Annotated in this window: 24 protein-coding genes; 10 read left to right on the top strand and 14 right to left on the bottom strand. The window is 53.2% G+C overall.

Annotated features, from left to right (window positions below; genetic code table 11):
• From GVO84_RS11090 to GVO84_RS11080, 3 genes are read left to right on the top strand one after another with little or no spacing between them, the layout of a single operon-like run.
• Window positions 1–1,404 (top strand): cytochrome ubiquinol oxidase subunit I, encoded by a 1,404-nt coding sequence (locus tag GVO84_RS11090; RefSeq protein WP_121423688.1) that lies wholly within the window; start codon window positions 1–3, stop codon window positions 1,402–1,404.
• Window positions 1,404–2,414 carry a cytochrome d ubiquinol oxidase subunit II gene (gene cydB / locus GVO84_RS11085; protein ID WP_133548910.1) on the top strand — a complete coding sequence of 337 codons (1,011 nt, stop codon included), beginning with the start codon at window positions 1,404–1,406 and terminating at the stop codon, window positions 2,412–2,414. The genes GVO84_RS11090 and cydB overlap by 1 nt, the downstream gene beginning before the upstream one ends.
• A gap of 8 nt (window positions 2,415–2,422) precedes the next feature.
• Complete coding sequence (locus tag GVO84_RS11080) at window positions 2,423–4,048, top strand: alpha-amylase family protein (protein WP_159514140.1); 1,626 nt, start codon at window positions 2,423–2,425, stop codon at window positions 4,046–4,048.
• Here GVO84_RS11080 and GVO84_RS11075 read toward each other — a convergent pair whose 3' ends face one another.
• Genes GVO84_RS11075 through GVO84_RS11060 form a run of 4 tightly spaced genes read right to left on the bottom strand, consistent with a single transcriptional unit; the run spans window position 4,049 to window position 6,542 of the window.
• The gene (locus GVO84_RS11075; RefSeq protein ID WP_159514139.1) at window positions 4,049–5,035 is read right to left on the bottom strand and encodes an SDR family oxidoreductase; all 987 of its coding nucleotides are present in this window, start codon (window positions 5,033–5,035) and stop codon (window positions 4,049–4,051) included.
• A gap of 17 nt (window positions 5,036–5,052) precedes the next feature.
• Entirely contained in the window at window positions 5,053–5,571 is a 519-nt protein-coding gene (locus GVO84_RS11070; protein ID WP_159514138.1) for a 2-oxo-tetronate isomerase, read from the bottom strand.
• Window positions 5,572–5,582: 11 nt separating this feature from the next.
• Window positions 5,583–6,029, bottom strand: a complete 447-nt coding sequence (locus tag GVO84_RS11065; protein WP_059445522.1) for a DUF421 domain-containing protein — start codon at window positions 6,027–6,029, stop codon at window positions 5,583–5,585.
• A 9-nt stretch (window positions 6,030–6,038) separates the two neighbouring features.
• On the bottom strand, window positions 6,039–6,542 hold the full coding sequence (locus tag GVO84_RS11060) for a hypothetical protein (protein ID WP_159514137.1): 504 nt from the start codon (window positions 6,540–6,542) through the stop codon (window positions 6,039–6,041).
• Between the two features lie 138 nt (window positions 6,543–6,680).
• Here GVO84_RS11060 and GVO84_RS11055 point away from each other — a divergent pair, with 138 nt between their 5' ends.
• The 4 genes from GVO84_RS11055 (at window position 6,681) to GVO84_RS11040 (ending at window position 11,764) form a co-directional block, all read left to right on the top strand.
• A complete protein-coding gene (locus tag GVO84_RS11055; protein ID WP_159514136.1) occupies window positions 6,681–7,070 on the top strand; it encodes a YdeI family stress tolerance OB fold protein in 390 nt (129 codons plus the stop codon).
• 64 nt (window positions 7,071–7,134) lie between these two features.
• On the top strand, window positions 7,135–8,019 hold the full coding sequence (locus tag GVO84_RS11050) for an SDR family oxidoreductase (protein ID WP_159514135.1): 885 nt from the start codon (window positions 7,135–7,137) through the stop codon (window positions 8,017–8,019).
• Window positions 8,020–8,200: 181 nt separating this feature from the next.
• Window positions 8,201–9,124, top strand: a complete 924-nt coding sequence (locus GVO84_RS11045) for a LysR substrate-binding domain-containing protein (RefSeq protein WP_023335657.1) — start codon at window positions 8,201–8,203, stop codon at window positions 9,122–9,124.
• Between the two features lie 258 nt (window positions 9,125–9,382).
• Window positions 9,383–11,764 (top strand): glucose/quinate/shikimate family membrane-bound PQQ-dependent dehydrogenase, encoded by a 2,382-nt coding sequence (locus tag GVO84_RS11040; RefSeq protein WP_159514134.1) that lies wholly within the window; start codon window positions 9,383–9,385, stop codon window positions 11,762–11,764.
• 91 nt (window positions 11,765–11,855) lie between these two features.
• Here the strand turns inward: GVO84_RS11040 and GVO84_RS11035 are convergent, their stop codons facing one another.
• The 10 genes from GVO84_RS11035 to GVO84_RS10990 form a co-directional block, all read right to left on the bottom strand.
• Entirely contained in the window at window positions 11,856–13,547 is a 1,692-nt protein-coding gene (locus GVO84_RS11035) for a methyl-accepting chemotaxis protein (protein ID WP_159514133.1), read from the bottom strand.
• Between the two features lie 160 nt (window positions 13,548–13,707).
• Window positions 13,708–14,826 carry an S-(hydroxymethyl)glutathione dehydrogenase/class III alcohol dehydrogenase gene (locus GVO84_RS11030; protein ID WP_047958543.1) on the bottom strand — a complete coding sequence of 373 codons (1,119 nt, stop codon included), beginning with the start codon at window positions 14,824–14,826 and terminating at the stop codon, window positions 13,708–13,710.
• Between the two features lie 31 nt (window positions 14,827–14,857).
• Window positions 14,858–15,133: a metal/formaldehyde-sensitive transcriptional repressor gene (locus GVO84_RS11025; RefSeq protein WP_003857256.1), complete on the bottom strand. Its 276-nt coding sequence runs from the start codon at window positions 15,131–15,133 to the stop codon at window positions 14,858–14,860.
• A 215-nt stretch (window positions 15,134–15,348) separates the two neighbouring features.
• Window positions 15,349–17,118, bottom strand: a complete 1,770-nt coding sequence (locus tag GVO84_RS11020) for a hypothetical protein (RefSeq protein ID WP_201283063.1) — start codon at window positions 17,116–17,118, stop codon at window positions 15,349–15,351.
• A 13-nt stretch (window positions 17,119–17,131) separates the two neighbouring features.
• The gene (locus GVO84_RS11015) at window positions 17,132–17,992 is read right to left on the bottom strand and encodes a DUF2612 domain-containing protein (protein ID WP_159514132.1); all 861 of its coding nucleotides are present in this window, start codon (window positions 17,990–17,992) and stop codon (window positions 17,132–17,134) included.
• A complete protein-coding gene (locus GVO84_RS11010; RefSeq protein ID WP_236545828.1) occupies window positions 17,985–18,692 on the bottom strand; it encodes a hypothetical protein in 708 nt (235 codons plus the stop codon). The genes GVO84_RS11015 and GVO84_RS11010 overlap by 8 nt, the downstream gene beginning before the upstream one ends.
• On the bottom strand, window positions 18,689–19,189 hold the full coding sequence (locus GVO84_RS11005; protein WP_236545825.1) for a baseplate J/gp47 family protein: 501 nt from the start codon (window positions 19,187–19,189) through the stop codon (window positions 18,689–18,691). Before GVO84_RS11005 ends, GVO84_RS11010 begins: the two co-directional genes overlap by 4 nt.
• Window positions 19,189–19,536 (bottom strand): hypothetical protein, encoded by a 348-nt coding sequence (locus GVO84_RS11000; protein ID WP_159514131.1) that lies wholly within the window; start codon window positions 19,534–19,536, stop codon window positions 19,189–19,191. Before GVO84_RS11000 ends, GVO84_RS11005 begins: the two co-directional genes overlap by 1 nt.
• Before the next feature lie 24 nt (window positions 19,537–19,560).
• Window positions 19,561–20,166, bottom strand: a complete 606-nt coding sequence (locus GVO84_RS10995) for a hypothetical protein (RefSeq protein WP_159514130.1) — start codon at window positions 20,164–20,166, stop codon at window positions 19,561–19,563.
• Window positions 20,167–20,270: 104 nt separating this feature from the next.
• Window positions 20,271–20,873 (bottom strand): Gp138 family membrane-puncturing spike protein, encoded by a 603-nt coding sequence (locus tag GVO84_RS10990; RefSeq protein WP_159514129.1) that lies wholly within the window; start codon window positions 20,871–20,873, stop codon window positions 20,271–20,273.
• A 232-nt stretch (window positions 20,874–21,105) separates the two neighbouring features.
• Here GVO84_RS10990 and GVO84_RS10985 point away from each other — a divergent pair, with 232 nt between their 5' ends.
• From GVO84_RS10985 to GVO84_RS10975, 3 genes are all read left to right on the top strand, one after another.
• Entirely contained in the window at window positions 21,106–21,462 is a 357-nt protein-coding gene (locus GVO84_RS10985) for a hypothetical protein (protein WP_159514128.1), read from the top strand.
• Window positions 21,463–22,231: 769 nt separating this feature from the next.
• Complete coding sequence (locus tag GVO84_RS10980; RefSeq protein WP_236545819.1) at window positions 22,232–22,897, top strand: site-specific integrase; 666 nt, start codon at window positions 22,232–22,234, stop codon at window positions 22,895–22,897.
• A 138-nt stretch (window positions 22,898–23,035) separates the two neighbouring features.
• The gene (locus GVO84_RS10975) at window positions 23,036–24,061 is read left to right on the top strand and encodes a P63C domain-containing protein (RefSeq protein ID WP_159514126.1); all 1,026 of its coding nucleotides are present in this window, start codon (window positions 23,036–23,038) and stop codon (window positions 24,059–24,061) included.
• Window positions 24,062–24,154: the final 93 nt, after the last annotated feature.

Here is a 24,154-nt window from a genome sequence, read left to right as displayed (position 1 = left end):
ATGTTCGAACTCGACGCGTTCCATCTGGCCAGAATTCAGTTCGCTTTTACCGTCTCGTTTCATATCCTTTTTCCTGCGATCACCATCGGCCTCGCCAGCTATCTGGTGGTGCTGGAGGGTATGTGGCTGCGCACCAAAAACGACGTCTGGCGTTCGCTTTACCATTTCTGGCTCAAGATATTTGCCGTTAACTTCGGGATGGGTGTCGTTTCCGGGCTGGTCATGGCGTACCAGTTTGGCACCAACTGGAGCGGGTTCTCACAGTTCGCGGGCAGTATTACCGGCCCACTCCTGACCTATGAGGTGTTAACCGCCTTCTTCCTCGAGGCCGGTTTCCTTGGCGTCATGATGTTCGGCTGGAATAAGGTCGGTCCCGGCCTGCACTTCTTTTCAACCTGCATGGTGGCGCTCGGCACGCTGATGTCGACCTTCTGGATCCTCGCGTCCAACAGCTGGATGCATACGCCGCAGGGTTTCACTATCGAGAACGGACAGGTTATCCCGCAGGACTGGCTGGCCATCGTCTTTAACCCCTCCTTCCCTTACCGCCTTATTCATATGGCTATCGCCGCGTTTCTGAGCAGCGCGCTGTTTGTCGGCGCGTCGGGCGCATGGCACCTGCTGCGCGGTAACGATACGCCCGCCGTGCGCACCATGTTTTCCATGGCGATGTGGATGGCGCTGCTGGTCGCCCCCATCCAGGCGGTCGTGGGCGATATGCACGGCCTGAACACGCTTGAGCATCAGCCAGCCAAAATTGCCGCCATCGAGGGGCACTGGGAAAACCCGCCCGGCGAGGCCACCCCGCTGCTGCTGTTTGGCCTGCCGGATATGGACGAAGAGCGCACCAAATACGGTCTTGAGATCCCCGCGCTCGGCAGCCTTATCCTGACACACAGCCTGGACAAGCAGGTCCCGGCGCTGAAAGACTTCCCGAAAGAAGATCGCCCAAACTCGACCATCGTTTTCTGGTCGTTTCGCGTCATGGTTGGGATGGGGCTGCTGATGATTACTCTCGGTCTGATTGGCGTCTGGCTGCGCTATCGTCATCGGTTTTACCACTCTCGCCCGTTCCACTGGTTTGCCCTCTGCATGGGGCCTGCCGGGCTGCTGGCGCTACTCGCTGGCTGGGTGACCACCGAAGTGGGCCGCCAGCCGTGGGTGGTCTATGGCTATCTGCGCACCATCGACGCGGTATCGCTGCACAGCACCCTGCAGATGAGCATCAGCCTGCTGGCGTTCTTCGTCGTCTACTCATCGGTGTTTGGCGTGGGCTATGTTTACCTTATCCGGCTGATTAAGAAAGGGCCGCAGCCTGTCGATACGCTAACGTCAAACACCTCGGGCACGCCCGCCCGTCCGCTGTCTGCCGCTGAGTCTGTTCCTGAAGAGGAGAGAACCTGATGGGCGTCGATATCTCAGTTATCTGGTTTGCCATCATCGTCTTTGCCACGCTGATGTACATCATTATGGATGGCTTTGATTTGGGCATCGGCCTGCTGTTTAACTTCGTGGGGGATGCGAAGGAGCGGGATGTGATGGTCAACAGCGTGGCGCCGGTCTGGGACGGTAACGAAACCTGGCTGGTACTCGGCGGCGCGGGCCTGTTCGGCGCATTTCCGCTGGCCTATGCAGTGATCGTGGATGCATTGACCATTCCCCTTACCGCCATGCTAATTGGCCTGATCTTTCGCGGTGTGGCGTTCGAGTTTCGCTTTAAAGCCACGCCGTCACACCGAAAGTTCTGGGACTACTCCTTTGCGGGCGGTTCGCTGCTCGCGACCTTCAGCCAGGGCATCGTCGTGGGCGCAATGATCAACGGCTTTGACGTTGAGGGCCGACGCTTTGTCGGCTCCGCGCTTGACTGGCTCACCCCCTTCAACCTCTTCTGCGGTATCGGTCTGGTCGTCGCCTACACGCTGCTGGGCACTACCTGGCTCATTATGAAAAGCGAAGGCGCGCTGCAAATCCGCATGCGCGAGCTGACCCGCCACGTGCTGCTGGCGCTGATGGTCGTCATCGCCGTGGTGAGCATCTGGACGCCGCTTGGCTGGCAGTACGTGGCCGACCGCTGGTTTACCCTGCCCAACTTCTTCTGGTTCCTGCCGGTTCCGCTGCTGGTAGGGCTTTTCAGCGTGCTGATCTGGCGCCTGACTCGCAACCCGAACAGCCACTCCCGCCCCTTCCTGCTGACGCTGGGGCTTATTTTCCTCGGGTTTAGCGGGCTTGGTATCAGCCTCTGGCCGAACATTATTCCGCCGCGCATCACCCTGTGGGAAGCCGCGGCCCCGCCTGCCAGCCAGCTGTTTATGCTGGTAGGCACGTTACTGATTATTCCGGTGATTCTGGTGTACACCGCGTGGAGCTACTACGTCTTCCGGGGCAAAGTGTCGGATACTGAAGGCTATCACTGAGGAACGCTATGACCGACTGGCATACACGAGCCATTATTTATCAGATCGATACCGCGCTATTTTATGATTTGAACGGCGATGGCTGCGGGGACATCGCCGGGATAGCGGCCAAGCTGCGATATATACGCCGCATGGGGGCGACGGTTATCTGGATCACCCCGTTTTACCTCACGCCCTTTCTCGATGAAGGCTACGACGTCAGCGACCACCTCCAGGTGGATCCCCGCTTCGGAAAACTGGCCGATATCATCGCCTTTATCGAACAGGCCCGCGAGCTGGGCATGCAGGTGATTATCGAGCTGCTCATCCAGCACACCTCGGACGCGCATCCCTGGTTCCAGCAGGCGCGCCGCAGCCCGGCGTCACCCTATCGTGATTACTACCTCTGGTCGGATAACGACGAGGACGATACGCCTCCCATGTTCCCCGGCGTGGAGAAGAGCATCTGGACCTGGGACGACGAGGCGGGACAATATTACCGGCACATGTTTTATCGCCACGAGCCGGATCTGAACCTCACCTCGCCCGCGGTGCTAAAAGAGATTGAGAACATTATCCTCTTCTGGCTCAAGCTGGGCGTGTCGGGATTTCGCCTCGATGCCGCGTCCCACCTCACCACGCAGGCGGGCAACGGCGATGAAAAAAAGGGCCTGTGGATCCTCGAACATATGCGGCGTCTTATCGAAGAGCGCAATCCGGACGCGATCCTGCTGGGTGAAGTGGACGTAGACGTTGAGACCTATAAAGACTACTTCGGCGATAATGACCGCCTGAATCTGGTGCTGAATTTCTGGCTCAACAAGTATTTCTACGTTAGCCTGGCCAGGAAAAGCGCCCGCCCGCTGCGCAATGCGGTGAAGAAGATGATCGTCCCGCCTGATGCCTGCTGTTTTGCTAACTGGCTGCGCAACCACGACGAGCTGGATCTGGAAGGCATTAGTCAGAAAGACAAACAGTTTGTCCTCGACACGTTCGCCCCTGATGAGGAGATGAACGTCTATCAGCGCGGGATCCGCCGCCGCCTGGCGCCGATGCTCAACGGCGATCGGAAGCAGCTGGCGTTCTGCCACGCGGTGCTGTTTTCCCTGCCGGGTGTCCCGGTGATGCGCTACGGCGATGAGATCGGCATGGGTGACGACCTGGAGCTGGAGGAGCGCTACGCCGTTCGCACCCCGATGCAGTGGGCAGGATCGCAAGGGGGTGGTTTCTCCGCAGCCGACCCTGAAAAATTTATCGCACCGATTATCGACCACGGCCCTTACCGCTATCAGAAAGTGAACGTCGCCGATTCGCTTCTTCACCACAACTCGCTCCTGCACCGGATAATCGATATTGCCAATACCCGCTCGGAGTTCCCCGAAATCGCCGTTGCGCCCTTTCGCCTTATCACAATCGATGACGACGCGGTGCTGGGGATCTATTACGAGACCGACGAGCGCAGCATCCTGACCTTCGTCAACTTCAGCGACCAGCCGGTCCAGTTCACCGCAAAAGGGATCCGCAACGCCACCTGGACCGCCTGTCTCGAGGACAAGCGCTACGATGACGCGCTGGTTTGCGGCAAAACGGTTCAGCTCACTCTTGGCGGCTACGGCTATCGCTGGTTCTGGACGCACCGGAGCCCGCTGCGCTGATTACGGTTTCCGGCGGGTTATCAGACGCGTCAGCACTATCCCCGCCACCGCGAGGGCGCCCAGCGCCACCTTACCCGGCATGCCGGAGGTGACGGACGGCGCGCGGGTTTTCGCCTCGTCAGTAAAGCGGCCGTGGATTTTGTGCAGGTCGTTAACCGGCTGGTCGAGATAGTCCTGGCGATCCGGCGCGTTCAGATCATCGGTCATTTGACCTTCCCAGGCCTTTTTTACCATCAGCCGGTCCAGAAAACCGGGGAAGAAAAATTGCCCCACGATGGACTGGATGGTGCTGCCGCCTACCCACAGCTCGCGCACCGGTTTTTGCGCCACCCTGAAGATAGCGCTGGCGGCCACCTCAGGCTCAAAGACCGGCGGCACCGGGCGCATCGCCCAGGCGAACTTATTCCTCGCCCATTCAAACTGCGGGGTATTGAGCCCCGGCATCTGCACCATCGAAAGCTGAACCCGGCTGTTCTCATGCATCAGCTCGGTACGCACCGCATCGGTGAACCCGCGGATCGCCGCTTTGGCCCCGCAGTAGGCTGACTGTAATGGAATAGAACGGTAGGCCAGCGCGGAGCCCACCTGGATTATTACGCCCCTGTCGCGCGGGACCATAAGTTCGAGCGCGGCGCGGGTGCCGTTGACGTAGCCGAGGTAGGTCACGTCAGTCACACGCCGAAACTCGTCCGGCGTGAGGGTTCGAAACGGTGCCAGGACGGCCCCCATGGCGTTGTTCACCCAGACATCAATCGCGCCGAGGCGATACTCAATTTCATTAGCGGCATCCACCACCGCCTGGCTGTCGGCGACGTCCGCCTGCACGGCGTGGGCATTAACGCCATAGCGCCGCAGCTCCTCCTGGGTAGAGTGCAGGCTGGCTTCATCGCGGGCGATGAGCCCCACGTCGTAACCTGCCTTTGCAAAGTGCAGCGCCGTGGCTTTTCCCACGCCCGCCGTTCCGCCGGTAATCACTATGACAGCCATAGAACCTCCCCGTGAGTTTAACCGTTATCCTCGTCAGACAATGCTGCCAGCAGCTCCGCCAGCGAGAAATGCACCGCTTTTTCCACCACATCCTGACAGTCACCGGAGAAAAGCACGGTGCGGGTTTGCGTCTCGCCGCGTATATTCCACGCAAAGCAGACCGTCCCCGCCGCCGTGCCGTCATCGCCACCTTCCGGGCCTGCGTAGCCGCTGATGGCGATGCTGATATCCGCCTGGGCGATATCGCGGATACTGGCGGCCATCTCGGTAACCGTCTGTTCGCTCACGGCCGTAAACCGCTCAAGCGTCTCAGTACGCACGCCGAGGATCCGCGTTTTGGCTTCGTCGCTGAACACGACCAGGCCGACATCATAAAATTCGGCGGTATTTTCCTCAGCGCAAAGCGCCACCGAGAGCTTGCCGCCCGTGCAGGATTCCGCGGTGGTTAAGCGAAGCCCGAGATCGGTTAATTTGCTCGCCAGCTTTTTTGTCAGTTCACCCACGGTATTATTACTGTCGTGAAAAAGATTGCTCATCTTGCCGCCTCTTATTTCTCGAAAGGAATGATTGAAATATGACCATTGCGCTCAAGTATGGCATATTTAATGTCGCTCATTTCCGTAATTCCATTATTCTGCCGTGCAGACACCAGAATATCATCGCAGGAGACATCGACTTTTTTCAGCTTATCGGCTAACGGCACGCCGTTCTCGACCAGAATCACGGGCGTGCCATCCAGAATATTCTCCACCGGCGAAAAATATTTCTTCATCAGCCCAAATATAATGTCCACTACCACCAGCGTGGTAATGGTAATCATCGCGCCGGTGACGGAAAAATCCTGTCCAAGAAGCGCCTGCTGTGTGGCTTCACTAATTATCAAGAGCAGGATAAGATCGAAGCTGGTCATCTGCAGCAGCGCGCGACGTCCGGCCACCTTAAATACCACCACGAGGAACAGATAAATAGCCAGCGCGCGAAAGACCATATCCATATCAGCCTCCTAGGGGTAGATAAATTGCCAGATGTTAATCTCCGGCTCGCTGTTGACGCGGATCACAGTGTTCCATTTACCGGCTCTGGACGGTGTCGTGAAGAGTAACACTGAGAAGCTGTCTGACTTTTTCAGATTGTTATAGACAAAAAAGAGAGTCTTCCCCCGGCTGAACATGGTGTCCGGCTGGGGCCAGACGCTGCCGGGCTCATACACATCGCTGCTCTCGCTGGTCATGCTGAGGGTATACTTCCCCTCGGCCTGCACCGGAAACGCGAGCTCCATCCGCGTCTCTGTCTCCCGCCGTCCAAAGCGTTCATAGTTTATGGTTAGCGATTTAGCGGAATTCGTTTTGACCGTGTCGCTGACCATTCCGCTGGAAAACAGACCGGCAATGGCCGCGACGATAATAACTAACAGAACAATAAACCCCACCTGACGAAACGCGTATTCAAACGTCAGCAAGCGATAACTCTCATCTATCCCGGGTAACCTTTCTTTTTCACGCTTCATGGCCGTCGTCACCGTTTCGCTTATTATCCGATAATTTTGATTTCTAACGCGAATGTTTTTAGGACTTATCACATTTGCCACATAAAGGAATAGCAACAATACTTAATAAGTCAAGACACCCAAAATGAAGGATATCGGATGAAATTATCACTTATTTCCGCTTTATTGATATTTCTGGTTCCGGCCGCATGGGCAGATAATAACGGGGGTTTACAAAAAGGTGAAGCGCCACCGCCACCGCACGCGCTTGATAGCGGATATCGCGGAACCGACGACGCGCGTATTATGACCATCGATCAGGCAAAACAAATGCACGATGGTGCGACAATTTCATTACGCGGTAATCTTATTGACGGTAGCGGCGATAAGTTTGTATTTCAGGATAAAACCGGAAAAATCGACGTTATTATTCTCCAGGCAGTTTTCGACGGCAGAACGGTAAAACCCGACCAGATGATCAGTATCAACGGTTCGCTTGATAAAAAATCATCTCCTGCCGTTGTCCGTGTTGATCGTTTGCAGAAATAATTCAGCGAAGCGTTAACGCTGCTGTTATCCATCAAATCTCACCCCTTGGCTTAAGGAGTCAGCTATGAGTGATACTAAACAACGTACGAACGCTTACCCGCAGCCCCCGTTCCCGGAACAGCCGCAAACGCCGCCGGGACTGGCATCAGAAATGCAGCCCGTACCCGATCACGGGGAAAAAAGCTATAAAGGACATGGCCGCCTGGCCGGCAAAAAAGCGCTGATCACCGGGGGTGACTCCGGTATTGGTCGCGCGGTCGCTATCGCCTATGCGCGTGAAGGCGCTGACGTTGCCATCAACTACCTGCCTGAAGAAGAAAAAGATGCCTCCGAGGTCATCGAGCTGATCGAAGCCGAAGGCCGCAAGGCCGTCGCGCTGCCGGGGGACGTCCGGGACGAAACGTTCTGTCAGAATCTGGTCGAAGAAGCCGTGTCGAAACTGGGCGGACTGGATATTCTGGTCAACAACGCGGGGCGTCAGCAGTTCCGTGAATCGCTTGAAGAACTGACCACCGAGGATTTTGACGCGACGTTTAAAACCAACGTCTACGCTCCGTTCTGGATCACCAAGGCGGCTCTGCGCCACCTGAAAGCCTCGTCCGTTATCATTAATACCTCCTCCGTTCAGGCGGTGAAGCCCAGCCCCGTTTTGCTGGACTATGCCCAAACGAAAGCCTGTCTGGCGGTGTTTACCAAATCCTTAGCCAAACAGCTGGGTCCGAAAGGGATCCGCGTCAACGCGGTTGCCCCTGGCCCTTACTGGACGGTACTGCAGTCCAGCGGCGGACAGCCGATGGAGAAAGTGAAGGAGTTCGGTGGCGATACCCCGCTGGGACGTCCGGGTCAGCCCGTCGAGATTGCCCCGCTGTACGTCACGCTGGCCTCGGATGAATGTTCCTTTACGTCCGGCCAGGTGTGGTGCTCTGACGGCGGTGACGGCGTGATCTAATCCGGTTAGCGATCCCCCTTCCGCAGTGAGCAATAAATGAACAAGGACGTTCGCTTATCGCCCCTCCCGAAAAACATGTTGTAACTCAAACAGATCAAATGTTAAAAATATTTTGCTATCAGGTTATCAAAATTAAATAACTTAACTTGTCACCCGCATCGCTCTGTTTTTAACATCGCCTATGGAAAAAAATGGTCTGTTCAGTCAGCGCATACGCTTGCGCCATTTGCATACATTTGTGGCCGTCGCTCAACAGGGAACGCTGGGGCGTGCGGCTGAAACCCTTAACCTGAGCCAGCCTGCGCTCTCGAAAACCCTCAACGAGCTGGAACAGCTGACCGGTGCCCGACTTTTTGACCGCGGGCGGCTGGGGGCGCAGCTTACCATCGTGGGCGAACAGTTCCTCACGCACGCCGTTAAAGTGCTGGATGCGCTCAATACCGCAGGCCAGTCCCTGCATCGCAAAGAAGAACAATCCAGTGAGGTGGTGCGCGTGGGTGCCTTGCCTACTGCGGCGCTGGGCATTCTTCCGCCGGTTATCGGCCAGTTCCACAAGCAGCAGCGGCATACCACTATCCAGGTTGCCACCATGAACAACACCATGCTGCTTGCGGGGTTGAAATCAGGCGAACTGGATATCGGTATCGGTAGAATGTCTGACCCTGAACTGATGGGCGGTCTTAATTACGAACTGCTGTTCCTGGAATCCCTGAAGCTGGTGGTTCGTCCCAATCACCCACTGCTGCAGGACACGGTGACGCTTAGCCGCGTGATGGAGTGGCCGGTAGTGGTGTGCCCGAAAGGAACCGTGCCACGCCAGACCGCCGAAACGTTGCTGCAAATGCAGGGCTGTACGCTGCCTTCAGGGTGTATCGAAACGCTGTCGGCCTCGCTTTCGCGCCAGCTCACCCTGGATTATGACTACGTCTGGTTCGTCCCCTCCGGCGCGGTAAAAGATGATTTACGTCAGGGAACGCTAATCGCCCTGCCGATTACCTCCCCAGGAGCCGGGGAACCCATCGGCATTTTGACCCGCGTAGACACGCCACTCTCAACGGGCGCACAGACGCTGCTGAGCGCTATCCGTAAATCAATGCCGGTATAAAACCTTTTTCACCCCTCACCCTAACCCTCTCCCCTTAGGGGCGAGGGGACTAGCCCGTGCGTTAATCAAATAATGCGGAATAATCCATTAACAATTGCGTAAAACAATTTAACAGTTTTATCATAACGGTGAATTCACCAAATGGTTCGCAAATCATTTTATAAAACCGAATTCACACGTATTAATCATTATTCTCCCCGCCATTATTACCCAACTGGTACACACCCGACACGGCGGGGGGATCGAAAGGAGAAAGACATGGCATTTGGCAGCGCGCCGCGCGGGATACCTCGTATTCTGCAGTGGCTTCTTGCCGGACTGATGATGCTCATCGGTCTGGCGGTCGGCGGGTTGGGCTTTAAGCTCGCCACCGTAGGCGGAAGTGGATACTTCCTGATAATGGGCGTGGTCATGGTGATTGCCGCGATCCTGATTTTCCTCAATCGCACCAGCGGGATCGTGCTTTACAGCATCGCGTTTATTGCCTCGCTGTTCTGGGCGGTAAGCGATGCGGGCTGGGACTTCTGGCCGCTCTTCTCTCGCCTGTTTACCTTTGCCGTACTGGCCTTCCTCTGCGCCATCGTCTGGCCTTTCCTGCGTGCTGCGAACCACAGCGCCGCGAACAAGGCGCCCGCTTTTGGCGTCGCGGCCGTGCTCGCGGTGGCCATGCTGGTCAGCCTGGGCTGGATGTTTAAGCCACAAACCCTCGTGGCCGCGAACGAGCCCGTTCCGGTTAAACCCGTCGCGCCCGGCGAGCAGCAAAAGAACTGGGAGCACTGGGGCAATACCACTCACGGCGACCGTTTCGCCGCGCTGGACCAGATTAACAAGCAAAACGTCAGCGATCTGAAGGTCGCCTGGGTTGCGCACACCGGCGATATTCCGCAGAGCAACGGATCCGGCGCGGAAGATCAGAACACACCCTTACAGGTTGGCGACACGCTGTATGTCTGTACCCCATACAGTAAGGTGCTGGCGCTGGACGTGGATTCCGGTAAAGAAAAATGGCGCTACGATTCCAAAGCCACGGCGCCTAACTGGCAGCGCTGCCGCGGTCTGGGCTATTTTGAAGACCATTCCAGCGTGACAACGTCACAGGCGGAGACACCGCCTGCGGCATGCCCTCGCCGCTTGTTCCTGCCGACCACCGACGCCCGCCTGATTGCCATCAACGCGGATACCGGCAAGGTCTGCGAAGACTTCGGCGATCGTGGCACCGTGGATCTGAGCGTCGGCATGGGCGAGATCAAGCCGGGCTATTATCAGCAGACCTCCACGCCGCTGGTCGCTGGCAATGTCGTTGTCGTCGGCGGTCGCGTCGCGGATAACTTCTCCACCGGCGAACCGCCAGGCGTGGTGCGCGCCTACGACGTTCACACCGGTAAGCTGGCGTGGGCGTGGGATCCGGGTAATCCGAACCTGACCGGCCTGCCGCCGGAAGGCCAGACCTACACGCGCGGCACGCCGAACGTCTGGTCAGCGATGTCTTACGACGCTAAGCTGAACCTGATCTACCTGCCAACCGGCAACGCCACCCCGGATTTCTGGGCGGGAGAACGTACCGCGCTCGACGATAAATACAGCTCCTCCATCGTCGCCGTGGACGCGACCACCGGTCAGGTCCGCTGGCATTTCCAGACAACACACCACGACCTGTGGGATTTTGACCTGCCTTCCCAGCCGCTGCTGTACGATCTGCCAGACGGTAAAGGCGGCACCACGCCGGTGCTGGTGCAGACCAGCAAGCAGGGCATGATCTTCATGCTTAACCGCGAAACCGGCAAGCCGGTGGCGAAGGTAGAAGAGCGTCCCGTTCCGGCGGGGAACGTTGAAGGTGAACGCTACTCTCCGACCCAGCCGTATTCCGTAGGCATGCCGATGATTGGCAACCAGACGCTGACCGAATCCGACATGTGGGGGGCGACACCTGTTGACCTGCTGCTGTGCCGTATTCAGTTTAAAGAGATGCGTCATCAGGGCGTCTTCACCCCGCCGGGTCTCGACCGTTCCCTGCAGTTCCCTGGCTCTCTCGGCGGGATGAACTGGGGCAGCGTCTCCGTTGACCCGAACAACAGCCTGATGTTCGTCAACGATATGCGCCTGGGCCTGGCAAACTACATGGTGCCGCGCGCTAACGTGGCGAAAAACGCCAGCGGCATCGAGATGGGCATCGTACCGATGGACGGCACGCCGTTCGGCGCGATGCGCGAACGCTTCCTGTCGCCGCTGGGCATTCCTTGCCAGAAGCCGCCGTTCGGCACCATGTCGGCCGTTGACCTGAAAACCGGCAAGCTGGTGTGGCAGGTCCCTGTTGGCACGGTGGAAGATACCGGCCCGCTGGGCATTCGTATGCACATGCCAATCCCAATCGGTATGCCGACGCTTGGCGCATCGCTCTCTACCCAGTCCGGCCTGCTGTTCTTCGCCGGCACGCAGGATTTCTACCTGCGCGCGTTTGATACCGCCACCGGGAAAGAGATCTGGAAAGACCGTCTGCCTGTCGGCAGCCAGTCTGGCCCGATGACCTACGTGTCGCCTAAAACCGGTAAACAGTACATCATCATCAACGCCGGGGGCGCTCGCCAGTCGCCGGATCGCGGTGATTACGTTATCGCGTACGCATTACCCGATAAAAAGTAAGATGTGAAAAAGGGACCGAAAGGTCCCTTTTTTGTAGGTCAGATTTTATAGGTCGGGTAAGGCGAAGCCGCCACCCGACACAACACGCCACTCAGAACGTCTCCCAGTTATCCCCGGAAACCGTTGCCGCCGGGCGCAACGGCGCGTTCTTCGCCGCTGGCGCGGACATCACCGCGCGGCCCGACTTCGCACCGCTCAGACGAAACGCCCCGACCGCTTCGGTCAGACGCGCGCCCTGTTCTTCCAGAGACGCCGCCGCCGCGGAGGCCTCTTCCACCAGCGAGGCGTTCTGCTGGGTCACTTTATCCATCTCAGAAATCGCCTGACTCACCTGGACAATACCGCGGCTCTGTTCGTCGGACGCTGCGGCAATCTCCAGCATGATGTCGGTCACGCGTTTAACCGCCTCGACGATTTCATTCATGGTATTACCGGCGGCGACAACTTCACCGGAGCCCTGGTCAATCAGCGAAACCGATTCGTTGATCAGGCTTTCAATCTCTTTTGCGGCATTCGCACTGCGGCTTGCCAGGGTTCGGACTTCGCTTGCCACCACGGCAAACCCGCGCCCCTGTTCACCCGCACGCGCCGCTTCTACCGCCGCGTTAAGTGCCAGGATATTGGTCTGGAACGCAATGCTGTTAATCACGGCGGTAATTTCAGAGATCTTTTTCGAACTGGTGGAGATATTGCCCATGGTTTTGACCACGCCGGAGACCATCTGCCCCCCGCGGCTGGCTTTACCGGAGGCATCTTCCGCCAGCTTGCTGGCATGATGGGCGTTATCGGCGTTCTGTTTCACCGTCGCGGTGAGCTGTTCCATGCTCGCGGCGGTCTGTTCGATAGCCGCAGCCTGCTGCTCGGTGCGAGAAGAGAGATCGGTATTACCGGCGGAAATCTCGCTGGTGCCGCGGTAGATCTCCTCCGCCCCCTGACGTACGGTGCCCACGGTGTTTTCAAGCGAGTGCTGCATGGTTTGCAGATCGCGCGTCAGGCGGCCAATTTCGCTGCGCCCAGCCACATCGTCCGGCATCGTCAGGTCGCCTTTGGCGATATTCTCGATACGTTTCGCTGCACGCTGCAGCGGATTGATTACCGTACGGCGCAGCACAACAAAGGTCATCGCCGTCAGCACCAGCGCCAGGGCAAACGCGCCCACCATAAACATCAGGCCCAGCTGCGTGCGGCTGTGCGCCTGGGCCGTCAGCGCATTGGCACGCTCGGTACGGATCTTGATCGCCTTCAGCAGCACGGCGTTGTATGCGTCATCCAGCGGGCGCGCCGTTTCGTTTTCGTGGTTGATAATAGCTTCGAACATACCGTTTTTGGCGAATTTCACCATCGGCTGCATGCCCGCGATATAGGCGTCGTACCGCGCCTTGAGATCCTCATCCAGCGCTGCGCCCTCAGCGGTACGCACGGCACGATTCATGTAGGCGGTAAAGCTCTCCTGGGACTGCTTAATACGCTTTTCAGCCTCGCTGATGTTCTGCTTCATCGCATCCATCTCCGCGATACGGCTTGCCGCACCGGCGTGGATCAGGTTGATACGCGCGGTTCGCAGATGGTTTGAGCTATTCGACAGCCCCATACGCACCTGAATTTCGGATGTGACATCCTGCTGATCGCGATCGGCCTGCAGCAGGAAATAACCCGCCAGACCCGAGCTCAAGGCAAACAGAAGAATAATGCCACCGAGAATGGAGGAAAACAGCGGAACCAGCCTGATGTGATGCAAGAAGCTCAGCTTACGCTGCGCCAGCATCGAAGTAGTGTTGTCCATGACCGTCGACTCTCTTATAGGTAAGATGCGTAAAAACACGCGTGTTAAATAGTCATCGGCACGGTGGGGATTTAGATTACGGCTAAAAACGCCGCACTGGTCACACTTTAAAGAAGATTATTAAAGAAACGCCAGCGGTGAAAAACCGCTGGCAGAAGAGTTACTTGTCGCCGAAATGAATGACGGTGCGGATGGATTTGCCTTCGTGCATCAGATCGAACGCCTCGTTGATCTGCTCCAGCGGTAAACGGTGGGTAATAAACGGATCGAGCTGAATCTTGCCGACCATGGCATCTTCAACCATACCTGGAAGCTGGGTACGCCCCTTCACGCCGCCAAACGCGGAGCCGCGCCATACGCGCCCGGTGACCAGCTGGAATGGACGGGTTTTAATCTCCTGACCCGCACCGGCCACGCCAATGATGATGCTCTCGCCCCAGCCTTTGTGGCAGCACTCCAGCGCGGAACGCATCACGTTCACGTTGCCGATACATTCGAAGCTGAAGTCAACGCCGCCGTCGGTCATCTCAACAATGACATCCTGAATCGGTTTTTCGTGATCTTTCGGGTTAACGAAGTCGGTCGCGCCCATTTCACCCGCCAGCTTGAATTTCTCCGGGTTGGTGTCGACCGCGATGATACGCCCGGCCTTCGCCTGCACCGCGCCCTGAATCACCGCCAGACCAATACCGCCGAGACCGAACACCGCAACGGTGTCGCCCTCTTTGACTTTTGCCGTGTTATGCACCGCGCCAATACCGGTGGTCACGCCGCAGCCCAGCAGGCAGACTTTATCCAGCGGCGCCTGCGGGTTCACCTTCGCCAGCGAAATCTCCGCGCAAACGGTGTATTCGCTGAAGGTGCTGGTGCCCATGTAATGATAAACAGGCTCGCCGTTATACGAGAAACGGGTGGTGCCGTCCGGCATCAGCCCTTTCCCCTGAGTCGCGCGAACCGCCTGGCAGAGGTTGGTTTTACCGGATTTACAGAACTTACACTCGCCGCATTCCGCCGTGTACAGCGGGATGACGTGATCCCCCGGCTTCAGGCTGGTCACGCCCTCGCCCACTTCCACTACAATCCCGCCGCCTTCATGACCGAGCACCGCCGGGAAGACGCCTTCCGGATCGTCACCGGAGAGCGTAAACGCATCGGTATGGCACACGCCGGTATGGGTGATTTTGATCAGCACTTCGCCTTTCTTCGGCGGTGCCACGTCGATTTCAACGATTTTGAGCGGCTGGCCGGGACCAAATGCAACTGCAGCGCGAGATTTCATCATGTCTTCCCTTTTTGTCAGGTGTGTGGGTTTATTTTAGATAAGAGCGCAGCAAATGGCCGACTTCTGCCATGCGTACGGCTCGCTGATCCGGCGTGGTTTCCCCCGTTACCAGCTCATCTTTGAGGTGAATTTCAACCATTTCGCCCATCAGGCCATTGGCAGCCCCGCGCACGGCGGCGATTTGCTGCAGGATGGCCAGACAGGGGTCGCCCGACTCCAGCGCGCGTTCAAGGGCATCAACCTGGCCCCGAATGCGACGGACGCGCGTAAGAATACGTTTTTTATCTTCGGGTGAATGCGGCATACGCCCTCCTGATACTATAGGGGGGTATTGTATCTTTGAAAGCAACTTTATGTAAACATTAACTTTTTCATTATTATCATGCAGTTACCCGATATGGTTAAAAGACACAATCGGACATAAAAGGACTTTTTACTGCCCCCAAATTGCCCCTAAACCGTATTTTGCCCCCAAATTTGCCCCCAAATTGCCCCTAAAAACACCCCGTTTTCACGCTTTCACATCACCGGATTATCATCAAATTCCAGCGTTCGCATGTCGTTTACCGCGTACAAAATTACACCGAAAATCCCGTCATCATCTTCAGTGTTTATCCGGTCCTTTCGACCATCACCGCCCAGGCTTTCCAGATGCTTATATGGGTGAGTTCTGAACCGCCTGATATGGAATTCCCCCGCCAGTTTGCAAACGACTACCGAACCGTCGCAAGGGGTACCGTCAGCGAGGCTTTTGAACGTGTCCAGCAAACCATTAAGTGTGGAAGTAGAGAATTTAGGAATGATGGGATGAACACCATTAACAAACAGCCCGTCATCATTCAACTTCACCAAATTAGTTTTTAGGGGATCAACCTCTACCGAAGCGTTTACCTGAAGCCATTCAAGAAAATCATCTTCGGTCCCCTCATTGCCAGCATCCAGCCATATTTGATATGAAGAACGGCCGTCATCCCCTGTCTTACCTTCCATCGACTCAAGATATGCCGCTTCACTTGTGTCTGCGCCTTCATCCTGCGCTTCTGCCCAGATATCATAAGCTGATGCCCCTGCTGCTCCCGTTGCTATAGGGCCAATTTTATTGACTCGAAGATAAGAACCATAAGGATCTTGTATTACCTGAAAAATTACAGGGGTGCGTTTTACCGTGATGATTTCAGGTTTCGCCAGCTCTCCATCCAGGCGGTACATATTTCCTCCACCTGGTGCAATAAATGTGATGTAGCCGGTCCCATTTGCAAAAGCAGAAAAGCGCAGGTTTTGCCGCTCATGAAATGACGCGTCCCAACTGGAAAGGTCAATCGTAACCGTGCAGCTGTTTGCAACAATGTAGTAATCCAAATTAATGAATTTATTCAGCACCGGAGTAATTGTTTTATCACTGTTCGCTATAACCTGAACTGTTTTGGCTGAAAGGGTAACGGCTCCCTTTACTGGTTCGATACCATCTATCGAAACGCTGGCCCGTTGCCATTCAAGATAATCAGCCTCAGTGCCCTCATATCCTTCTTCAAGCCATAACTGATAAGATGATTTTCCAGGCTCACCCGCTTTACCTTCCTGAAACGCCAAATAAGCCTCTTCACTGGTGTCAGTCCCTTCTGGTTGCTTACCAGCCCAAAAGCTATAAGCAGACTCACCGTCTTTGCCTGGCTCAAATGGCGTTAATCTTCTTAAAATCAGCTTGCTATCTCGGGAGGATTGAGTGATTTCAATAATTGTTATTTTGGAATCAATTTCAAACCATTCTGGCTCCCCTATAGAGCCATCATTGTTTATAACTAATCCATCACCAGGCGCAATGATCGAGAATTCTCCACCAGTCGAGCTACTCAATATAATTTTATAGCTTTGGCTTTCATTAAATGTGAAATCCCATTTTTTGAAATCAAGCCTCAGTTTTGCACCACCTGCTCTACCAAATAAAATTCGATACGTTACAAAAAGAGCCTCGTTAATATATTGCGCTTCGAATATGGCCGAAGATTGCGTATTGGCAAGATTATATGCCACAGGGGAAAGACAAAAATTGCCCCCTTGCGCATTAATTCCATCAACAGAAATTAATGTTGAAAGTTCTTCCAGCGGAACTTTTCGGGTTTCATTATCCTGAACAACTGGAAAAAATTCTTTTCCTGTTAACTTCTCCGTATCGGGAAGTTCAGAGATTGCCACGCCAGCACTGCCCGCTTTCAACGCAACCAACTTTTTAGCAGACGTGGAAATTCGCCCCGCAGACTTGCGCCCGCCAGGTAATCTTTTATTTGCCATGTTTGGCTCCTGATTAATTTATTTTAAGAGGCTCGGATTCGAGTTCCAGCGCTTCACAGTCCAGAGTGACCAGAAGTGCGCGAGCAACAACCGTTGCTGGTGGGGTAATGGTTGAAAGGGAGAATTTGCCCTCTGTATCAGTGACGGCACGCTGGACGTGCTGCACGCCCTCAGAACCGGTAATAACTACCGTCACGTCCTGGTCGGAAACGTCGAGTTCGTTAACGATGATTTGACCTGACAGCACGCCTTCAGCCCAGCTTAATTTGATCGAGCCGTAGTAATAAACAGGCTGACGACCATCACCGTACCAGAACGGTGCACGACCGAAATTATTGTTGTGTCGTCCAAAGCCGAAGGGTTTACGTTTAATGACGCGGTGCTTTCGCATTCCCACACCCTGAGGCCGCGGGATCAAATCGTAGTTTTCCACCAGCTGTTGCACAGCAACGCTTACGGTGTCCTCATGCCACACCAGCCGCATTGTCATGTCCTGGGCATCCAGAACAGTAACCTTCACGTCAAGGATGTAATCGGCTGCTGATTTCACATCGTCAATGGTGGCGATCCCGTTGTTCTTGCAGATTTTGGCCTTTATCATTTTTCGATAAAGAACATCGTCCACTTCCTCCACCTTACAGCCAGGGTAAAAGCGCCCTACTGGCCGTTTTCGGTATCCCGCTATTCGGCCACAAATATTGAGCTGCTCACCTTCCGCTTTATCAATATCGAGAATGTTACGGACCTTCTCTATCTGCTCGACAAGTCTGCTCTGGGCCACGTCAGGGAGAGACAAAATCCACTGGATCAGTTTCGGGGCGTTTTTGTACTCCCAGTAAATTCGGCTTTTAGCCTTATCGCTGAATTCAGACATAATTTATCGTGATGTTCTCCGTGCTGAATACGCCTAGCTGGTTGAACTTAACCGGAATGACGCCCTTGTTAATCTCCCCTGCAGCCGTACCTATGACGATGTTACTCACGTAATCATCGGCGCCGACAAAGTAGTTTGTTGGGGTATAGAGGCGACCAGCCGCGATCGCTTCACCAATGCGGAAACCCTGCTTTGCAAAGCCCGTTGTTTCATCAAAGCCAACAAGCGTGTAATCCACTATTGCCTCTTTGATTTTCTGTTTTTCGTCCTCCCCTAGCGTGCTTGTTTTGATATCCACCTGCACATAAACCGCAACGTATTCAGGACGGAAGAAAGTGATATTCACGGGCTGGCCTTTCGGCGTAAACGTGTCCACGCTAATTTTGTTTGGGAAAACGTTGTAACGGTTCAGACCACACCCGGGGTTTTTATGTGTGGCCATCGCCAGAACGATATCCTCAGTCTCGCCACCATCGATAAAGATCGCCATTGAGTGACCGTAAACGCCGTGTTCATCAGTCTCGTTTTCCACGTTCTCATGAACGAGCGTTTGCTTTACGCCCGTCACGTTATCCAGCGCGGCTTTGATGTTATCGATCTGATTGTTACCAGGCAGCGCCACAGAGTAATTTCGCCGCACCCGAAACGCGTTATCGCTTTCTTCAGTTTTCCCCAGGCTTGCGCCCTGAGTGTTCGTCACAGAGCGTATACGGGCCATGGCGAAGCAATGATGGTTAGCGTGCCTGGGTTAGCGCTTTCAGCTCCTGGGGTCGTACACGTAACACTTACGGATGCTTTCCCGCTGGTGTTGGTGATAATCTTTGCGTCAGTGGTCCAGAGCGTGCCCGATATACGGTGACGGACCTTTACTCCCTCCGGTATCTCGATTAGTCCATCACCTTCGAATTCCACAACATCCGTTGAGAAACTTTCTGGCTGGCGCTGCAACCCCGCAAACGCGGCGATGCGGTCGAGCTGCTGGCGCTTAGCCGCGTTAGGGTCTGCTGCGTGATAAGCGTTAATAACCTCTTCATCAAGGTTTGCGAAAAGTTCGGCCCAGATAGCAATCGCCATGCCGTCAGGCGTTTCAGGCGAGAGGTTCCAGCCGCTGTCTATTGCAAGATACTTCTCTGTAATCTCGTCTTTGTATTCCTGGAGGGTCGTTCCCGTCACTCCATCTTTGGTGATTTCAGCCATCAGAGATCCTTGTCGTACAGGAATTCAAACTGCTCGTTGTTGATGTCGGTCAGAGTGGCCCTAATCGTGAACGTGCGCTTTCTGGTGTCGCTATCCATATCGAACGTGTTGATCGCCAGCACTCCCTTTGTGGAGAGAATGCGCTGTTTTATGTTGGCTTCAGCGATATCGCGCGAGGATTTACCGAGGATGCTCTGAAACCACGGCGTACCATCAGTGGCATCAAGAAAATACTCCCCCATAAAAAGACGAAGCCTGCAAATGCAGGCTTGTCGGGTTTCTTCCTTTCCGGTAACAAAATGATCGCCACTCGTAACGATATCTCCTTCAATAAAATTTCGTATCAAATATACCTCCATTCAAAGAGATTATTATTCTTCTCGGTATCCAAATGTTTTACTGATACCTCTAAGAACAGGTATTAAGACATACATATAGTTTGCATCAGGCGGAACAGCTTCAATGAAATAATTAAAAGCATAACGTTTTGCCACGAAATAGTCTTTTATTTTAAAGATAAAATCACCCAATCCTTTCATATCTTTTATTAATGGCGTTTCATTAATAATGTTATTGAGCAAGGTAATCTTAAACTCTTCATCGAGTTCATTGAAGAGAGTGTGAATGTCATGCGTCCGTTTTCCGCTTGGCATTTGCAATGTGGAATGCATAATTTGTATGTTTGCTTCCCCATTTTCAACTTGCTCCTCACTTCCAAGAGCTATTGTCCTTTCATCAATAACAACTGCATTAGCAGGTTCGAATTTTCGAATCACTAGCTTAGATTTAAAATATAACTCAATTGCCAAAAGTGAATTAGTATAAACAACATTACGTTTGGCTTCATGTGGGTCACTTCCCAAAGTCGCAGCCATTGTTAATGCAGCTTCTGAAAAACCATGAGCCATATCAGAAATATAGCTACGCGGAATCATAATTGTGTCAGTTAGACCAGGATTAGCTTGTTCGTTTGTCATGTGGTCACTCGCTTTTAAAATTTTAATAAAAAATTTTTTGAATCATATCAAGAGTTCAAAGACAATGACCAGTTTAAATTCATGGGCTTATACTTGTCGCTACGCTATTCAGGCTCTTTTGTTTTAGAGCCACCAGATTCAACACCTCCATGTTTATGCGTTGAGCCGATGTTCTTCCCGTTGTGCGTAAGCCCGTCAGACGACAGAGAAAGCGTTTGCCCCCCCACTTTGAGGTTTATCCCACCATCAGAAAGATGAAGCCGCACAGAGCCGCTGGCGTTGCTCATTCCGATACCTACATTGGGTAATCCCGAAATGCTTGTAGCGCGTGAGCGGTAGCCAGGAGCAAAAAAGGCATCAGTCGCATCGAACATGCGAGCATCGAGAGGACGAACGGGCCCGCCCTGCTCGATCCAGTAGTCAACGGAACGCTGCGAAAAATGAACGAGTCCTTCAGTGCCTTCCGGCAGCTCATGAAAAACTGACCATTCAGGAGAGCCAGCAAATTGAACGGGTACGTGCTTAATCTCAGGGAGAGTGTTAAACACTCCCCCTCCCTCATGGCGCTGAATACCTATTTCCACAACGGCACGCTGGAGGTCTGGATCATAGTCAGTCACTTTACCAGGTAAGCAGAACATGAGATCCCAAAGGAGCTGCGGCCTGATTTGCATAAGCATGGTGAGAAAAGGATTTGTATCTTTCAAAATCAGCTCCCCCGCCATAAACAAATGGCTGTAGTTTTCCAGGTATTGCCCCAGAGCGATCCTTCGTGTGTTGTTCGAAGAATCGTAAACTTGCCTGTCTTGCGCTGCGTTTCAGCCAGGTTCTGGAGGTCAGAGAAATAGGCAAGGCTGAAATTCAGGGTCCAGAAACGAGAGGTAACATTCATCACGTCCGCTGGCTGAAGCTGATAGTTCAGCTTTACGTCAACCTCAAGTGAACTCGCATACCCCACCATTAACACAGGATGATTTCAACGCTCACGTTTATGGAATCCGTGCCGAACTGGTTAGAAGAGCACACGCCGAAGCCCTGCGCATTGATGCTGAACAACATGCAGCTCCCGTCACCTGCTCCATCTTCCAGCGTAATGACGGCGTACAGCTGGCTCTGGACAGCTCATGCGATGTTCGGTTTATCCGTACCAGCAAAAACGGGGAATGGTTTAAGGCAGGTTTCCGCAACACCGATATGGAAGGTTACCAGCCTGTCGAGAGCGATGTTTTGTTTACCTCCATGCCTTCACGCACTCTTTCATATTCAGACGGTGTGATGGTTGTCTCTGAGGCCTGAGCCTTGAGCAATAACGAATTAACCGATTTATTTAGTGCCCTGACAGGCCAAGACAGGGCAACAGCGAAAAAATATCTCGAAGAGAATTACTGGTCTTTATCAACTGCAATCACTTTTTTTAAGGTTGATAGAAATGAAGGAAGAATTTAATGACTGGACAGCACTACGGCACCCAAGAAGTAATTCGTTCATGTATTCGCCCTGGAATGTTAATCAGGCATGAAGGGCTAACCTGGACAGCAGGAGCAAACACCCGCGGTAAACTCGTTATTTCGACTTTACGCGGAAGTAAGTGTTTAAAAGATTGCTTCGTAGATGTTCTGTTGGATGCCAGGGGCGAACCTCTAGGCAATTACCCAAAGGATATTCAGTGGACTGGCAAATCATAAAATTGTTTTTAAAGGCTTATGCACCATTAGCTGTATTCTTTTATCTGATTGTTATTTTTGGCTCCAGGCTATTTACAGAAGATAAAGACAAAGACATTTAGTTAAACAGATTCATTACGTATGCCATGAATTATGGCAGGAATCCCCATACATTTTTTGGAGTTAAATATGAACCATGAATTTACCGTAGCATTCAATACTGAGCTGTTAGTTTCCACCGATGATTGTAAAGTGCTTTCTTTAACATGCGGTGATGAACAGCTGGGTTATATCGCTTTCAATACCATCGACCGCGATTCTGACACCGTAGCCGATTCATCACCGATAAACCGTTTGAGCACATCACAAAGCTGCACAAGGACCGTAAGAAACCGGATCCATTGCAGCGTGATGAATACGCCACGATGATGCTGGCCCTGACGGGTCAGGACAAAAACATGTGGCAGTTCGCCATCGGTGCCGGCCCCCGTCACGGTGAGATTGCGGCACTGTCATGGGATGATGTTGATCTTGATGCAGGAAAGGTTCATATCCAGCGCAACCTGACGGGCCAGGGTGATTTTGTACCACCCAAGACAAAAGCTGGGGATCGGATCATTACCCTTCTCGCTCCTGCGCTTGACGCGCTGCGCGCCCAGTATGTCCTTACTGGCCATCTGCCGGAAACTGAGATCGTTCAGCACTTCAGGGAGTATGGAAAAACTGAAGTTCAGAAGAAACGTTTTGTGTTTCTGCCGCGCCTGGGAACAAAAAATCCTGGTAAGTATTTTTCAACGCAGTCCATAACCGACCGCTGGGATGCCTCGATGAAAAAGACTGGTGTTCGGCGACGCACGCCGTATCAGTCACGACACACTTACGCATGCTGGTCGCTGGCAGCTGGAGCGAACCCGTCGTTCATTGCCAGCCAGCTCGGGCATGAAGACGCTGAGATGGTTTATCGGGTGTACTCCGCATGGATAAAAGAGTTTGACGGTGAGCAGGTGGACCTGCTGAACAATAGATTAGGATTTGCACCACGGGTAGCACTTAAGTCACAGAAATAAAAGTAAATATTTCGCAATCACCGATGGTTAGACATAACTATCACCTGCATATCTTAGCAAGCATTTTTTGTAATTTTTGCTTGCTGAAGATTATTGCAGAGATGATAATGTCTCGTCTAATTCGTTTAGGAAACTGAAATGCCAAATGTGAATAAGTCCCCTCAGGCCAAAGGCGGAAAAGCGCGCGCTGATAAAATGTCCGCTGAAGAACGAAAGGATGTTGCTACTAATGCAGCTAATCAGCGCTGGCAAAGAATCAAACAAGGGCTACCATCTGCTCAGTTTGAGGGTGTCCTCAAAATCAATGATACTGAGCTTGAGGTGGCTGTTCTCAACAATGGCAAAAGGATAATTTCTCAAACGTCTGTTTTTAAGGCGCTCGGTCGCCCTAGCCGTGGTGTTAGAGCAACACTGGATGGTGAGATCATACTTCCCGCTTTTATGGATGCGGCTAACTTAGTTCCTTATATAAATCAGGATCTTATGGAGGTGATCAAACGTGAGCGTTATTTAGACAACTCAGGTGTTGAACTCGAGGGCTATGATGCATCAATCCTGCCTTTGGTTTGTGACGCATATTTAAAAGCCCGAGAAGATGGCGCATTAAAAACGAATCAAACAGAGACAGCCAAGAAAGCTGAAATTTTAGTTCGTTCGCTTGCTAAAGTCGGGATCATCGCCTTAGTTGATGAGGCCACAGGTTATCAAGAAATTAGGCCAAAAGCTGCATTACAAGCCTATTTAGATAAAATTATCAGCAAAGAACTTGCCGCATGGGCTAAAAAATTCCCTGATGAGTTTTACGAAAATATCTATAAATTAAAAAATTGGCCTTGGTCAGGCATGAGTAAAAATAGATTTAGCGTTGTCGCACACTATACAAGGGATCTTGTATATGAGCGTTTAGGCGATTCTATTCTTCAGGAGCTAGAAAAGAAAACACCAAAGCAATCTAACGGGCATCGTAAGAACAAGCTTCATCAGTGGTTTACTGACGATGTTGGAAATCCTATGTTAGCTCAACATCTGCATTCATTAATCATGGTTCAACGGTTGGCAATTGCGAATGGTTATGGTTGGAACCGTTTCATTAAGATGGTAGATCAAGTTATGCCGCGTAAAGGTGGAACATTTGAACTTGAATTGAATGATACCACGTTGTAGTTATTATCTTGGAAATCTAGGTTCTTTGGGGCTTAGATTTCTTTTTTAATTTGCCCCCACTGCGCCCCTATCGTACTTAGTTATCGTATTTTA

This window comes from Enterobacter sp. SM3 (genome assembly GCF_009811935.2).
Classification (GTDB): Bacteria; Pseudomonadota; Gammaproteobacteria; order Enterobacterales; family Enterobacteriaceae; genus Enterobacter; species Enterobacter asburiae_D.
Note: the sequence above shows the minus strand (reverse complement) of the source record. Positions and strands in the feature narration are given on the sequence as shown.

Excerpts from the sequence above, each read along its gene's own strand:
- GVO84_RS11090 (WP_121423688.1), top strand. The coding sequence starts at position 1 with ATGTTCGAACTCGACGCGTTCCATCTGGCCAGAATTCAGTTCGCTTTT.
- cydB (WP_133548910.1), top strand. The coding sequence starts at position 1,404 with ATGGGCGTCGATATCTCAGTTATCTGGTTTGCCATCATCGTCTTTGCC.
- GVO84_RS11080 (WP_159514140.1), top strand. The coding sequence starts at position 2,423 with ATGACCGACTGGCATACACGAGCCATTATTTATCAGATCGATACCGCG.
- GVO84_RS11075 (WP_159514139.1), bottom strand. The coding sequence starts at position 5,035 with ATGGCTGTCATAGTGATTACCGGCGGAACGGCGGGCGTGGGAAAAGCC.
- GVO84_RS11070 (WP_159514138.1), bottom strand. The coding sequence starts at position 5,571 with ATGAGCAATCTTTTTCACGACAGTAATAATACCGTGGGTGAACTGACA.
- GVO84_RS11065 (WP_059445522.1), bottom strand. The coding sequence starts at position 6,029 with ATGGATATGGTCTTTCGCGCGCTGGCTATTTATCTGTTCCTCGTGGTG.
- GVO84_RS11060 (WP_159514137.1), bottom strand. The coding sequence starts at position 6,542 with ATGAAGCGTGAAAAAGAAAGGTTACCCGGGATAGATGAGAGTTATCGC.
- GVO84_RS11055 (WP_159514136.1), top strand. The coding sequence starts at position 6,681 with ATGAAATTATCACTTATTTCCGCTTTATTGATATTTCTGGTTCCGGCC.
- GVO84_RS11050 (WP_159514135.1), top strand. The coding sequence starts at position 7,135 with ATGAGTGATACTAAACAACGTACGAACGCTTACCCGCAGCCCCCGTTC.
- GVO84_RS11045 (WP_023335657.1), top strand. The coding sequence starts at position 8,201 with ATGGAAAAAAATGGTCTGTTCAGTCAGCGCATACGCTTGCGCCATTTG.
- GVO84_RS11040 (WP_159514134.1), top strand. The coding sequence starts at position 9,383 with ATGGCATTTGGCAGCGCGCCGCGCGGGATACCTCGTATTCTGCAGTGG.
- GVO84_RS11035 (WP_159514133.1), bottom strand. The coding sequence starts at position 13,547 with ATGGACAACACTACTTCGATGCTGGCGCAGCGTAAGCTGAGCTTCTTG.
- GVO84_RS11030 (WP_047958543.1), bottom strand. The coding sequence starts at position 14,826 with ATGAAATCTCGCGCTGCAGTTGCATTTGGTCCCGGCCAGCCGCTCAAA.
- GVO84_RS11025 (WP_003857256.1), bottom strand. The coding sequence starts at position 15,133 with ATGCCGCATTCACCCGAAGATAAAAAACGTATTCTTACGCGCGTCCGT.
- GVO84_RS11020 (WP_201283063.1), bottom strand. The coding sequence starts at position 17,118 with ATGGCAAATAAAAGATTACCTGGCGGGCGCAAGTCTGCGGGGCGAATT.
- GVO84_RS11015 (WP_159514132.1), bottom strand. The coding sequence starts at position 17,992 with ATGTCTGAATTCAGCGATAAGGCTAAAAGCCGAATTTACTGGGAGTAC.
- GVO84_RS11005 (WP_236545825.1), bottom strand. The coding sequence starts at position 19,189 with ATGGCTGAAATCACCAAAGATGGAGTGACGGGAACGACCCTCCAGGAA.
- GVO84_RS10995 (WP_159514130.1), bottom strand. The coding sequence starts at position 20,166 with ATGACAAACGAACAAGCTAATCCTGGTCTAACTGACACAATTATGATT.
- GVO84_RS10975 (WP_159514126.1), top strand. The coding sequence starts at position 23,036 with ATGCCAAATGTGAATAAGTCCCCTCAGGCCAAAGGCGGAAAAGCGCGC.